This is a genomic window from Microbulbifer mixtoriginis (SeqCode), from assembly GCF_052467515.1.
In genome coordinates, this window is the sequence record NZ_CP174314.1 from 2273914 (window position 1) to 2287876 (window position 13963).

Below are 13963 nucleotides of genomic sequence, written 5' to 3' on the forward strand. Positions count from 1 at the left end.
GAAGCTACTCCTGCGCCGCCCAGGCATCCAGTGTCAAAGTTGGGTTTTCGGCATCGGGGTAACCCACTTGAATCACGATATGGCGAAGGCGCTCTTCGCTGGTTGCCTCTACCTTTGCGGTCACTTCCCAGTCTCTCTCCGCAAAGGACATTTCCTCTTTTTTCTCACCAATCGGAGGCCAGGGAGTTTGTACCCTAATTTGCGAGAGTACCTGTTGAGCGACCCAGTTGGCTGCGAGCCGCTCCTCCATAACTCTTTGGCGCTGCACGCTGCTCTGCATAGTGCGCAATACGCTGGCGGCAATAACCCCAAAGATGACCAGGGCGATCAAAACCTCAACCAGGGTAAAACCGCCCTGTCGGGCCAGGGAATTGCGCTTAAAGGTCATCGGCTTGCCACTCTAGCTGCAAGCCATAGAGGCTACTGTAAGAAATTGTCGCGCCACGAGAGAAGTCACCATCCTCGACCAGAAAAACGGCTAGTTTGATCGGGAGAACTTCACCACTCGATAAAGCGACAAACTGCGGCTTGATCTTTTCCTCATCGCTCTGCTCTTCAGCAAACTCTGTGGATTGGGTGGAAGGCAGTTCCGCCTCTTCAAGCACCTCCAAACGAACGATAGCGGGAAGCTCATGAGCCGCAAATCGCTGGCTGCGTCGACCGGCAGCAGCCACATCGGGAGCCTGCCAAGTCATTGAAGTGGGATCAAATCGCACTACCGTATAAGACTCGGGTTCAAGCACTACGCCGTAATGGGCTTTATCAATCAGGGCACGGTCCGCGACAAGCTGCAACAAGGCGGAGAGACGTTGAGTCTCCCCTTCCCAAACACGCACCCCGGAACTGCCCAGGGACATCATGGCCATGCCAGCCAAGCTGGCGATGATAACAATCACCACCAGAATCTCGACCAGCGTGAAACCCTGATTACGCTTGAGCCTACTGCGGGCTGATCGCCTATACATCGATTGCTGATTGAACCGAGTTACAGGTCAGCGGCAAAAATATCAGCGGCTTCCCCCTCTCCACCGGGCTTACCATCCGCACCCAGGGAGAACAAATCGAATGCGCCGGCACTGCCGGGGCTGATGTACTGGTAGTGATTACCCCAAGGGTCCTTGGGTGCTTTCTTTAAGTAAGGCTCAGTCCAGTTTTTAGCTTCGGGAAAACCGGAGGGACGGGAAACTAGAGCTTCCAGACCCTGGTCAGAACTTGGGTAAACAAAGTTGTCCATGCGGTACATGTCGAGGGCAGTCTCGATAGCACGAAGGTCAACGCGAGCTGCCTTCATGCGGGCTTCACCAGTTTTGCCCAAAACACTGGGAACCACCATGGCGCCGAGAACACCGAGGATCACAATCACCACCATGACTTCAATCAAGGTGAAGCCACCACTTCTGCGTAGGTTTCGCATTTTTTTCTCCAAGTTCAGCTGAAAGCTGGGAACCCCCAGGGCCACGAAGGGAATCGTGGCCCCAATTTAAAAATATTCAGTTTTTGTAAAAAGAGATCTATCTACACTCTCAAAGCAGTAAGAAGCCGAGCACCCCTACTAAGCCGAGTCCAATAAGTACCCTTGAGGCCTCGCGTAGGGTAAAGCCACGGCTGTTTAGTAAGGATTTCATCTTCCCCTCCTAAATAACCTGCATCCTGAATCTGTGGACTTCACTACTTTGAACTCTACATAGCCAGTTCGTTCATGCTCATAATTGGCATCATGATGGCCATCACGATAAATAGTACGATAGCGGCCATAACAAGCAACATCAGCGGCTCGAACAAGCTCACAAAAGCAGTCACCGCCCCCTGAAGGTCTTGCTCCTGGGACTCCGCAGCCCTCTGCAGCATTTCGTCCAGGGTGCCAGAAGACTCACCACTGGCGATCATGTAGATCATCATTGGCGGGAAATACCCAATATCTTCCATGGCTCGGTGCAAACTGCCGCCCTCACGTACCGTCTTCTGTGCAGTTTCCAGACGATCCTTTAAGAACTCATTGGTCATTACCCCGCGAGCAATACCCATTGCCTGCACCAGTGGGACACTACTACCAGTAAGGATCGCCAAGGTTCCCACATAACGGGCACTCTGCGCACCGCGAACCATCCAACCAATTACCGGCAGGTCCAATAGGCGATGGTGAAACTTATATTTGATCGCCGGGCGGCGCAGCATAATGACCACACCCGCAATAATGGCCCCTAGCGCTGGAGGCACCAGCCAGCCCCAGGCGGCAATAAAGTCACTCATTGAGACCAGTATCCGAGTGGGCAGCGGCAAAATTTGTCCAGTGCCGGTGAAGACCTCAATGACATCCGGCACCACATAAACCATCAGGCCAGTAACCACGAGGACACAGATAAAGACCAATACCATGGGGTAAATAAGTGCCAATTGCACTTTCTGACGAAACTGCTGCTGCCCCTCGGTGTAATCTCCCAAACGTTCCAGCACCGCATCCAAGTGTCCGGAGTGCTCACCGGCCTCCACGGTAGCCCGGTAGAGCTTGGGGAAAGCCTTGGGGAAACACCCAAGGGCCTGGGCAAAACTGTGGCCCTCCAAAATCTTTCCGCGCACCGCCAGCACTACCCGCCGGATTTTCTGGTTGCGAGTCTGGTTGGCAATTGCCCCTAGGGTCTCCTCCAACGGAATACCGGCGCGCAACAAAGTGGCAATTTGGCGGGTAAGCAGGGCCAGATTTTTAATGCTGAGCCCGGGACTTCCGGACATAAAACCGCCAGCACTCTTCTCAGATTGCTCGGCGGCAGGGGTAACATCCAGAGGCACCATGCCTTTAGCACGCAATTGCTGCCGCGCCGAACGGGCACTATCGGCCTCTAGGGTTCCCTTGCTTTTTCGACCGGATGCCGCGAGGGCTGTGTACTCAAACGCTGCCACGATTAAGACTCCTGGGTTACCCGCATGACTTCTTCAAGGGAAGTCCTGCCGGCCAGGACCTTGGCAATACCGTCATCGCGGATACTCGGCCCCAATTTACGTGCTTCTGCCACCAGCTTGCTCTCGGAAGCTCGATCGTGGATTAGCTGGCGCATGATTTCATTGAGCGGCACCAACTCATAAATACCGATTCGGCCCACATAGCCGCTATGGTTACATTCATCACAACCATTGGGGCGGTAGATGAGAGCATCCTCAGCGGGAGCGACGCCGAGCACTAGCCTCTCCCCTTCATCGGGAACATGGGGCTGCTTACAGGTAGGGCAAAGCACCCTGACCAGGCGCTGTGCCAGAACTCCAATCAAACTGGAGGACAGCAAGAAAGGTTCGATGCCCATATCCATCAGACGGGTAACAGCACCAAGTGCAGTATTGGTATGCAGGGTTGAGAGTACCAAGTGACCAGTCAAACTCGCCTGGATGGCGATCTGCATAGTCTCAAGATCTCGAATCTCACCAATCATCACCACATCCGGGTCCTGACGCAAAATTGCGCGCAAGCCCCGTGCAAAAGTCATATCTGCCTTGGTGTTGACCTGGGTCTGTCCAACCCCTTCCAGGTTGTATTCGACCGGGTCTTCCACCGTCAGGATATTTTTTTCGCGGCTGTTAATGCTGCCGAGGCCGGCATAGAGAGTGGTCGTTTTACCTGAGCCCGTCGGGCCCGTAACCAGAATAATGCCGTGTGGGTGAGCCAAAAGCTCAGTCATGACATTGTGGTCCCGCTCGGACATGCCAAGTTTGGACAAATCCATTTTACCCGCTTGCTTATCAAGCAGGCGCATCACCACCCGTTCACCTGCCGAGGACGGCATGGTGGAAACACGTACATCGACTTCACGCCCGGCCATCAGCAGCGAAATACGGCCATCCTGCGGAATACGCTTTTCAGCGATATCCAGCTTGGCCATTACCTTGATACGGGAAACCAATAGCGGAGCCAGGGCGCGCCGAGGCTGCAACACCTCGCGCAGCACGCCGTCTACCCTAAAACGCACAATCAAGCGTTTTTCAAAGGTCTCAATGTGAATATCCGAAGCCCCCTGTTTCAGGGACTCCGCAAAAATCGCATTGATCAGCTTAACGATGGGCGCATCGTCTTCCTGCTCTAGTAGATCTTCTGTTTCCGGTAGCGAATCTACAACTGCGGCCAAATCCAAGTCATCACCCAGCCCCTCTACTTCGGAGAGGTTGCCCCCCTCACGGTTTTCGTAGAGGCGCTGCAAGGCTACCTGGAAAATTTCATCTTCCACCGACTCCAGGCTTACCGCACCACCATTGATACGTTGCACCTCGGCAATCGCAGAGGGGCTCAGCGGTGCAACGTATTGGCACAGCGGGCGCCCCTCCTGCTCCAGTAGCAGGACCTTGTGGCGCTTAGCAAAAGCATATGGAAGGCGACGAATTGCTGGAGTCCCTGTTCCTGTATCAACCGTCATTTAGATTCTTCTACCTCCAGCACCTCAACCTCACCATCCAACACTTCAACCTCACCAGGTACTCCCTCTAGGGCGTCTTCCAGGTTGTCAACGGCATTGATAGAGCCATCTACCGGCGCTGGGCTTTCGTTATAAGTTCCTGTTGGCGGCATCAGGTCAGGTAGCGCATCACCGCGGTGCCAATCCCACAGCAGGCTCGTTCTGTCTTTCAAGAAGATCTGCTTCTGCTGCATATCCATGTAGCGTTTGCGGGTTTCTTCATAGCCAGCCAACTGGGTGCTCAGGATCTTAGGCTTGAGGAACACCATCAAATTAGTTTTTACGACTTTCTTGGTATTGTTTCGGAACAGACGCCCTATTCCTGGAATATCCCCCAACAGAGGCACTTTCTGCACGGAGTCAGTAACATTATCTTCTATCAGCCCACCCAAAACCAAAATCGCACCATCATCAATCAATACCTTGGTGCGAATTTCACGTTTACTAGTAACGATGTCCGAGGCACCCACAGCGGCATCAGCTGCAGCGGAAAGCAGGTTTTCAACCTTCTGCTCAATTTCCAAAGTTACCGAGTTATTGTTATTTACACGTGGAGTGACTTTGAGGGTGGTACCAATATCTTCCCGCTGAATAGTGGTGAAAGGGTCGTCATTGCTACCGGACAACAATTGCTCACCAGTAATAAAGGGTACATTCTGCCCGACGAGGATTTCAGCCTCTTCGTTATCCAAAGCCATAATGGTCGGCGTAGACAGAATATTGGTATTGCCCGCTGTGGCAAGCGCATTCACTGCAACTCGGATATCACTTCCACTCAAATAGCCTAAATGTAATGCATTCGCGCCAGTGATACTCGTGAAAGGTAGGGAGAACGGATTGATATTCCCATCTCCGTCTTCAGCCGGTAGGTTGTTCCAGCCGGCAACAAGGTTTTCATCACCCGTGATCCAGCTGATACCAAGGTTATTATTGGTATCCTCTTTAACCTCGACAATAATTGCCTCGATCAGCACCTGAGCACGACGTACATCCAGCCGTGCGATCACGCCTTTCATTGTTTCCAGTAGTGCCGGAGGCGCGGTGAGAACCAGCGCATTGAGGGATTCGTTGACCTGAATGCTGACTTCAACGTTCGCAGCCTGCTGGTCTTTTTCTGTATTCTGAATACTACCGCTCATGCCTTCCAGAATTGGTTTCAGGTCGGCGGCATTGGCATACTGAACATAAACCACAGCCGTATTGCCATCACCATCCAGCGGCTGGTCCAAGCGGGCAATAACGGTTCTGATCTGCTGGCGTGTTACTGGGTCACCAGTCAAAAGAACGCTATTGGAACGCTCGTCCACTGCGATTCGCAACGGTTGAACTTCCCGGCCAGCGCCCTTGCCACCAGACGCCTGCAACAAGTCATTGAGAATTTGCTTCACTTCTTTGGCGGAAGCAAACATCAGTGGAACCACTTCAATGTCAATGGCACCTGCACGATCGAGCTGTTTTACCAAGAGAACAATCTGGTCAATATTCGCCGCACGATCAGCAATAATCAGGGTATTGGTATCAGCATAAGCTGCCAGGTGGCCAGTCTGAGGAATCAGAGGGCGCAACATAGCGATCAACTGGGAAGCGGAGATATTCTCAACTCGAACAGTACGAACGACTAATGATTCGGCCGGCGCACGGGTATTTTCATCAGCAACCGGAATCGCCTGCTGCTTGGCAAGGGCATCGGGTACCACTTTCCAGGTACCACCCTGCTCTACCAGGCTGAAACCATTTACTTGAAGCACCGACATAAAAACATCGAAGGCTTCATCATGTGTCATAGGGTCACCGGCAACAACGGTGACTTTTCCCTTTACATTGGGGTGGACAATTATATTTTTTCCGGTGAAATCCGCTGCCCAGTTAATCAGGTCGCGAACATCGGCATTGTCGAGAGAAAGGGTAACTCTCTCCGGGCCCTGAGCCAGCGTTGCAGTAGACACAAAAAAACTAAACCCGACCGCAATCAGCCGTCGATAAAACATCTTCATCATTATTTATCTGGCTCTAGTAAATGTTCAAAAAACTCAAAACAATCTAGTTAGACAGTTTTTATTGGGGCTGGCGCTGAGCACGACGCTCACGGGCCAGTTCACGCAGCTTTTCCATCCGCTCTCGAATACTTTCCTGGCTCGCCTCACGTCTTGAGGAACTTCCCGCACTACTACTTTGCCTAGATTTGCGTGACAGGCTTGAGTAGTTTTTCAGCGGGACATTGGGGCGGCCATCCATCTCGGGATATGTCAGCTTTTCCATCCTGCCATTACGACGAAGAACTACATGGTCTACCTCAACAGAATAAAGTTCTGCGCCACCAGGCAGGGAATCCCCCACATACAAACGCTTTGCAGGCTTGCCTTTTTCGGCAACCAGGGCGCTGGCTTTACTCTTGTCCGAATTATCCAAAACGCCAGAGAGGACGATGTTCAGCTGGGTTATAGGGAGGTTGGAGAGATCAACTTCGGGAACAGCTTCTTGTTTCTTGGCTTCGGCATAACCAAAGAAGGGAGTGTTCGGTATTGAAGCTGCCTGGGGGGCACTCACACGACTATCATTGCGCTCGGCCAGCAGAGACTCTTCCGGCTCTGCAGGAATCAGTAAAGAGCCATAGGCGAGTAGATTGCCAGATACCCACAGCAACCCCACCGCAGATGCCGCCATGGTGCCACGAGAGAGCGATCTGCGTGAATCGCCCTGGCTAAAGCCTTTACCGACTGAGCCAATGGCTCGCTTTAATGGGGACATGAACATACCCACATACAAGTTCAACTTTCTTAGGTTATTGGTTTTTGACGCCTATTTTGTTGCCTTCGCCTTCGAAAGGCAACGCTCCTGCCCAGTTAAACGTTGCAAACCAACACTTCGTCCCCGAATTTGCACACTAGTTCCGTAGTCCAGAAGCCAAAAATGAGAAAAGGCGGCAATACGCCGCCTTTTCCAGTACTGATCAGTATACTAATCAGAAATCACAGCTTTGCTTCCAGCTCGGGGACTGCTTCAAACAAATCTGCCACCAAGCCGTAGTCAGCAACGGAGAAGATTGGAGCCTCCTCATCTTTGTTGATAGCCACAATAACCTTGGAATCCTTCATGCCAGCCAAATGCTGGATGGCACCGGAAATACCAACGGCAATGTACAAGTCCGGAGCAACGATCTTACCGGTTTGGCCAACTTGCATATCATTTGGCACAAATCCAGCGTCTACTGCAGCGCGTGAGGCGCCAACCGCCGCACCCAGCTTGTCTGCCAACTTGTACAGCATCTCGAAATTGTCGCCATTCTGCATACCGCGACCACCGGAAACTACCACGCTAGCAGCGGTAAGCTCAGGGCGATCGGATTTAGCAAGCTCTTCTCCTACAAAAGAAGAAACACCGGCGTCATCGGCAATATCCACAGCCTCAACAGCTGCACTTCCACCTTCTGCAGCCACTGCGTCGAAAGCAGTAGTACGAACGGAAATCACCTTAATGGCGTCAGAGCTCTGCACGGTCGCGATAACGTTGCCAGCGTAGATTGGACGCTTGAAAGTATCGGCACTCTCTACAGAGATAATGTCGGAGATCGGTTGAACATCCAGCAGCGCAGCGGCGCGCGGCAGCATGTTTTTACCGGTAGTGGTGGCTGGCGCCAGGATATGGCCGTAATCTTTACCCAGATCGGCAACCAGCTTGGCAACGTTTTCAGCCAACTGGTGCTCGTAAGCAGCGTTGTCAGCCAGTAATACTTTGCTAACGCCATCAACTTTAGCAGCGGCGTCTGCAACAGCAGAACAGCCTGCGCCAGCGACTAGGACGGCGATGTCGCCACCGATAGCCTTAGCTGCGGCGATAGTGTTGAGCGTAGCGCCCTTCAGTTCGGCGTTGTCGTGTTCAGCAATAACCAGAATACTCATCAGATTACCTTCGCCTCGTTTTTCAGTTTCTCTACCAGTTCAGCAACGTCAGCAACCTTAATGCCTGCTTGACGCTCAGCCGGCGGCTCAACTTTCAGGGTTTTGGTGCGGGGAGTAATATCAACGCCCAGCTCATCCGGGGTCGTGGTATCGAGAGGCTTCTTCTTGGCCTTCATGATATTCGGCAAAGATGCATATCGTGGCTCATTCAAACGCAGGTCGGTAGTCACGATAGCTGGCAGCTTCAGCTCAACAGTCTGCAGGCCACCATCGATTTCACGGGTTACCTTCACAGCGTCGCCTTCTACAACCACTTCGGAAGCAAAGGTGCCCTGCCCCATACCAGTCAATGCGCCCAGCATCTGGCCAGTTTGGTTGTTGTCGCCATCGATAGACTGTTTGCCGAGAATAACCATTTGCGGCTCTTCTTTATCGACAATCGCCTTCAGGCACTTAGCCACAGCCAGAGGCTGCAGTTCGGCATCGGTCTCAACCAGAATGCCTCGGTCGGCTCCCAGCGCCAGTGCTGTGCGAATTTGCTCCTGGCTCTGCTTGGGACCCATGGAAACGGCGACTATCTCACTAACAACGCCTTTTTCCTTCAAGCGAACCGCCTCTTCTACTGCAATTTCGCAGAAGGGGTTGATAGACATTTTGACGTTGGCAGTATCAACGTCAGTGCCGTCCGCCTTGGGGCGAACCTTGACGTTGTAGTCGACAACGCGTTTCACAGCTACAAGAACTTTCATGGAAATCCCGTCTCAAATATGCTTTTTAACAGCCGCGACTGACGATTCTCATCGCGAACGGATACGGTGTTCTGGTCAAACAGGTGTTTGAACGGCGTGTATGGTGGCGGTTCTATACCGCAAAATCAATAGCCAAATAGAAGTGACTTCTGCCATTCATGCAATCTATTTCAGGAAATAGAGACCATCTATTCAGCTTCCCTAAGCTGTTGAAATACAGCACATTTGCCATAGCAAATGAATAGTCATGCAATTGGTAGGGTTGAATAAACGCCTATATAATCCGCCCTCTATATAAATGATAAGGCCGGAATGGCCGCAAAAAGTTGAATACAACTGCTGAGGAGAGTGCCGTGGAACGCGAATCAATGGAATACGATGTAGTGATCGTGGGTGCCGGTCCGGCCGGATTGGCAGCGGCCTGCCGTATTCGCCAGCTCAATGAAGATGTCTCAGTATGCGTTGTGGAGAAAGGTTCCGAGGTCGGCGCCCACATTCTCTCCGGCGCAGTTTTTGAGCCAACTGCTCTAAATGAGCTATTCCCAGACTGGAAAGAGCGCGGCGCCCCGCTGAACACAGAGGTCAAGGGCGACGATATCTACGTTCTGCGCAGCGATGAGAATTCCATCAAAGTGCCCAACATTTTTGTGCCAAGCACCATGCACAATGAGGGCAACTACATTATCAGCCTCGGTAACCTTTGCCGTTGGTTGGCCGAGCAGGCAGAGAACCTGGGGGTGGAGATTTTCCCCGGCTTCGCCGCTGCAGAAGTTCTGTACAACGAAGATGGCTCTGTAAAAGGTATTGCCACCGGCGATATGGGTATTGGCTTAAATGGTGAGCAGAAAGACTCCTATATGCCAGGCATGGAGCTGCACGCCAAGTACACTCTTTTTGCCGAAGGCTGTCGCGGCCATCTGGGCAAGCAACTGATCGAGCGCTTCAAGCTGGATGCAGATGCCGATCCGCAACATTACGGCATTGGCATTAAGGAAATCTGGAAAGTTCCTGCGGACAAACACCAGCAAGGCCTGGTAGTTCACACAGCAGGCTGGCCTTTGGAGCAAAGCGGCACCCACGGTGGTGGTTTCCTTTATCACCTGGAAGACAACCAGGTTGTGGTTGGCCTAATTACCGATCTCGCTTACAGCAATCCACACGTAAGCCCCTTTGACGAATTTCAGCGTTACAAACATCATCCGGTAATCAAACAATACCTGGACGGTGGTCAGCGTGTCGCTTACGGTGCACGTGCCATTGTTAAAGGTGGACTGCAGTCTCAGCCGAAGATGACCTTCCCTGGCGGCCTGCTGATCGGCGACAACGCCGGCACCCTGAACTTCGCCAAGATCAAGGGCAATCATACCGCGATGAAGTCCGGCATGATCGCCGCTGAGTCCGTAGTGGAAGCCCTTGCCGCAGAGCGCAACAGTGAAGAGCTGACCGACTACACCACCAAGTACCGTGATAGTTGGGCCTGGAAAGAGCTGCATATGCAGCGCAACTTCGGCCCGGCACAACACAAGTGGGGCAACATCCTCGGTTCAGCTTACGCATTTGTCGATATCAATATCTTCAAAGGCAAGCTGCCCTGGACCCTGCGCGACACCAAAGCTGACCATGCACAACTGAAACCGGCTGCGGACTGCGCAAAAATTGACTACCCCAAACCCGACGGTGTACTCAGCTTTGACAAGCTCTCCTCTGTGTTTATTTCTAACACCAACCACGAGGAAGACCAGCCTTGTCACCTAACCCTGAAGGATCCGGAGATTCCGCTTAACCACAATCTGCCGATTTATGATGAACCAGCTCAGCGTTACTGCCCTGCAGGCGTTTATGAAGTGGTTGAAGATACCAACGGCAAACGTTTCCAGATAAATGCACAGAACTGTGTGCACTGTAAGACCTGTGACATCAAAGACCCAACCCAGAATATTGTCTGGGTTACTCCAGAAGGTGGCGGCGGCCCCAACTACCCAAATATGTAAGCAGTTTGCTTTCTGGCGCCTTCGGGCGCCATTTTTGTATCCGCGTTATTAGTCAGCGCTCTTCTAAGATCGCAAAACTAGATGAACTCCTGCCTCCAGAAGTCGGAAGCAGGATTTAGCAGGCAGAAAATCAGAATTTATACTGAGCACTTAAGGCAAAGAATTGGCCAAGCTTCTCTTCGAATACGATGACGCCATCACGCTCAATCTCGATAGACTCATCCAACAAATTTTGCATCTTGGCTTTTATTGTCACTTCTTCGATGGGATACCAGGAGTAAGTCAAATCCAAAGAATGAAAAGGTTGTTCATATGAGTCTGGATCAAGTTTACGGCCGGCGAGATGCAACCTCTCACCAAATACGTTATACCCCAATGTTGCCGAATGGTTGCCATCAGGACTATCAAAGCCCAAAAGCATATTCACGACAAACTCCGAAGCCCCCGTCATTTCCCGCTCAGGATTCGTAGGCGCATCAGCCTCACCCCCCGCAACCAATTCCGTCTCCTGCAAAGTGACGTTGCCCTGCACAAAGAAACTCTCCATAGAGTCACCCAGGAAGCCGAGCTGCTTCATGCCCTCGATTTCAATACCGGTAATTTCTCCAGACTCGGCATTAATAATTTCCCTGGCTACATTGGTATCACTGGAAGCCGCTTCAAAAAATTCTATGGGGTCAATAACATCCTTATAAAAAGCGGAAACCGTTAAGTTGTCCCCACTATCGAAGAACCATTCGGCACGCAGATCATAATTATGGATTTCAGAGGGACGAACACTGGGGTTACCTTTGACCTGCTCTCCAGTAATAGGATCGATATAATACGCATCGGTAATTTCACGAAGATCCGGCCGTACAGCTGTCTTTGAGACTCCAAAACGAAGCTGAAAAGTCTCCGCCCAAAACTCTCCCATATAAGTCAGAGAGAAAGAGGGATAAATATCATCCTCAGCATAAACCGCTTCCAACAGGTCATCTGGGTCTGTTGTTACCTGAGGGTCACTTATGGAGTAGCCATAAGGGTTCCACTCAAGTGCCACTTGACTGTAATCCTCCCAGCGCGCCCCAGCCGAAATTCGCCAGGTTTCAAATAATGTCCAATCGAATTTACCAAATACTGCATCTGTAGCCGTAGCTGCTAAATAGCTTTGCTTGTTACTTCCCGCCAAGTCGAAAACGTAGTCATTTCCATTGTTGGTGATATTTTCATCACCAAATACCTCGCCCAGCGGGCCAACGAGTACATCTTCAGTAGCCACACTGAAGATATCTAGGCGCAGCTCAGTTTGCTTGTATGAGCGCCCCTTCTCCATCCTCGCGAAGCCACCCGTCAACTCCAAACTTGAAAATGAAAATTCTAGAGGGAAGTTGACTGACCAACCGTAATTTTTGACTTCGTCTTCAAGCTCTGTAAATCGGAAACCTGCACTTCGAGAACCCGTACTGACCTTAGAGCTAAGCACTTCACCCGTCGTAGGATCAGTAACTGTATCGGAAATGACGTCGACCTGATTGGGGATGTCTGTGGTCGCTGTTGCATCCGAATAAAACCAATCAACAATCACCTCTTCCGGAACCAGATTGAAGAACTCAAAAGGAAGAAGGGTTTTGGTCTCGGGCCCCAGAGAGTGACTGCCCTTGACCTGATTTAGGTTTAGCTCTCTTTCTTCATACTTCAACAAATACTCACGATAGCCTGAACCGTCTGATACCTGCCGGTTCTCATTAAAGTAATCCGTAATAGAGGTTTCATCATCAGTATTGCGCAGGAATATACTCGTAGTTTCAATCACATGCTCATCAGCAAAGCGTATACCTAAATTTAAATTCCCACTGATATCCACTGAATAAGTTGACTTGTTGCGATTATTCAATTGCTCTTTGGGGGCACCAAAGTTGCGCAGGGTTCTCTCAGACTCCCTCCACTTACTTTTATAAGAGGCTCCAGCCAGAAATCCCAACTCCCAAAGATCATTGAAGGAAAAACGGTTGCCTACACTCGCTTTCATATCCCTATCCAGATCACTGGAATCCACTTCGATAGAAATATCACGATTGAGATTTAAGGCCAGTTCACGATTTAGTGCTTGGGCTGCATCATCGGCTTCATGCTCACTGGCATACTGATTTCCCTCCTCAACCAGAACTTTTCTGATATCGGAGATACCCAAGCCCCCCCTGAAACGTTTTAGCGCTGCGGATATTTCTCCTGGGAGTGCCCTGGTACCATCATCAGTTCCGAAGATGTCATCATCTCCACCCTGATAACTCAGAACCTCGCCACTGGTTTCCGTATTACTTCCTGTGCCAAACTCTACAGAATAAGTCAGATCATCGGGAATTCCCTTTGTGCGAATATCCACATTGCCACCGCCAAAGCTAGCAGCCTGATCAGCAGAGTAACTCTTCTGAACAGCCAGGGAATCCACTATGGAAGTAGGGAATAAATCGAGAGGAATCACATTTCGAGTCAGGTCCGGTGAGGGTACTATCGCATCATTTAGCGTGGTACTTGAGTAACGCTCACCCAATCCACGCACATAGACGAACTTATCACTCACGAGCGATAGTCCCGACACCCTACGCAACGCAGCCGCCACTGTAGAATCCCCTACCCGACCGATCATCTCGGCACCAAGGATATCGGTGACCACTTCTTCTTCCAGGCGCTCACTGACCAGGGCCTCCGCGGAGTCCCGCAAACGCCCCTGAACCACCACTTCTTCAATCCCTCGTGCTTTACCAGTGCTTTCTTCCACCAGATCGGCATCCTGGGCAAATACACCAGGAGCCATAGCAGAGGCCGCGGTAATAGCCATTACCAACGGCAGTCTCTGGAAATTTTCATATTTAGCCATTACACGGGCCTCTTATCATTCCTATTTT

Annotated in this window: 11 protein-coding genes; 1 reads left to right on the forward strand and 10 read right to left on the reverse strand. The window is 51.3% G+C overall.

The annotated features are described in order from the left end of the window. Positions 1–4 precede the first annotated feature (4 nt). The 9 genes from gspI to ACJJIT_RS09705 form a co-directional block, all read right to left on the reverse strand. Complete coding sequence (gene gspI, locus ACJJIT_RS09665; RefSeq protein WP_252085846.1) at positions 5–388, reverse strand: type II secretion system minor pseudopilin GspI; 384 nt, start codon at positions 386–388, stop codon at positions 5–7. Further along, complete coding sequence (locus ACJJIT_RS09670; RefSeq protein WP_444900819.1) at positions 378–965, reverse strand: prepilin-type N-terminal cleavage/methylation domain-containing protein; 588 nt, start codon at positions 963–965, stop codon at positions 378–380. The genes gspI and ACJJIT_RS09670 overlap by 11 nt, the downstream gene beginning before the upstream one ends. Before the next feature lie 20 nt (positions 966–985). Continuing rightward, on the reverse strand, positions 986–1414 hold the full coding sequence (gene gspG, locus ACJJIT_RS09675) for a type II secretion system major pseudopilin GspG (RefSeq protein ID WP_252085844.1): 429 nt from the start codon (positions 1412–1414) through the stop codon (positions 986–988). A 266-nt stretch (positions 1415–1680) separates the two neighbouring features. Next, positions 1681–2898 carry a type II secretion system inner membrane protein GspF gene (gspF, locus tag ACJJIT_RS09680; RefSeq protein ID WP_252085843.1) on the reverse strand — a complete coding sequence of 406 codons (1218 nt, stop codon included), beginning with the start codon at positions 2896–2898 and terminating at the stop codon, positions 1681–1683. A gap of 2 nt (positions 2899–2900) precedes the next feature. Further along, positions 2901–4397, reverse strand: a complete 1497-nt coding sequence (gene gspE / locus ACJJIT_RS09685) for a type II secretion system ATPase GspE (RefSeq protein ID WP_444884974.1) — start codon at positions 4395–4397, stop codon at positions 2901–2903. Next, entirely contained in the window at positions 4394–6433 is a 2040-nt protein-coding gene (gene gspD / locus ACJJIT_RS09690; RefSeq protein WP_252085841.1) for a type II secretion system secretin GspD, read from the reverse strand. Before gspD ends, gspE begins: the two co-directional genes overlap by 4 nt. A 58-nt stretch (positions 6434–6491) precedes the next feature. Next, positions 6492–7184: a type II secretion system protein N gene (locus ACJJIT_RS09695; RefSeq protein WP_444884975.1), complete on the reverse strand. Its 693-nt coding sequence runs from the start codon at positions 7182–7184 to the stop codon at positions 6492–6494. Between the two features lie 221 nt (positions 7185–7405). Then, positions 7406–8335: an electron transfer flavoprotein subunit alpha/FixB family protein gene (locus ACJJIT_RS09700; RefSeq protein WP_444884976.1), complete on the reverse strand. Its 930-nt coding sequence runs from the start codon at positions 8333–8335 to the stop codon at positions 7406–7408. Further along, entirely contained in the window at positions 8335–9084 is a 750-nt protein-coding gene (locus tag ACJJIT_RS09705) for an electron transfer flavoprotein subunit beta/FixA family protein (RefSeq protein WP_444900820.1), read from the reverse strand. Before ACJJIT_RS09705 ends, ACJJIT_RS09700 begins: the two co-directional genes overlap by 1 nt. 353 nt (positions 9085–9437) lie before the next feature. On the opposite strand from ACJJIT_RS09705, the gene ACJJIT_RS09710 reads away from it, so the two are divergent. Then, positions 9438–11075: an electron transfer flavoprotein-ubiquinone oxidoreductase gene (locus ACJJIT_RS09710; RefSeq protein WP_444900821.1), complete on the forward strand. Its 1638-nt coding sequence runs from the start codon at positions 9438–9440 to the stop codon at positions 11073–11075. 130 nt (positions 11076–11205) lie between these two features. Here the strand turns inward: ACJJIT_RS09710 and ACJJIT_RS09715 are convergent, their stop codons facing one another. Further along, on the reverse strand, positions 11206–13935 hold the full coding sequence (locus ACJJIT_RS09715; RefSeq protein ID WP_444900822.1) for a TonB-dependent receptor domain-containing protein: 2730 nt from the start codon (positions 13933–13935) through the stop codon (positions 11206–11208). Between the last annotated feature and the right edge of the window lie 28 nt (positions 13936–13963).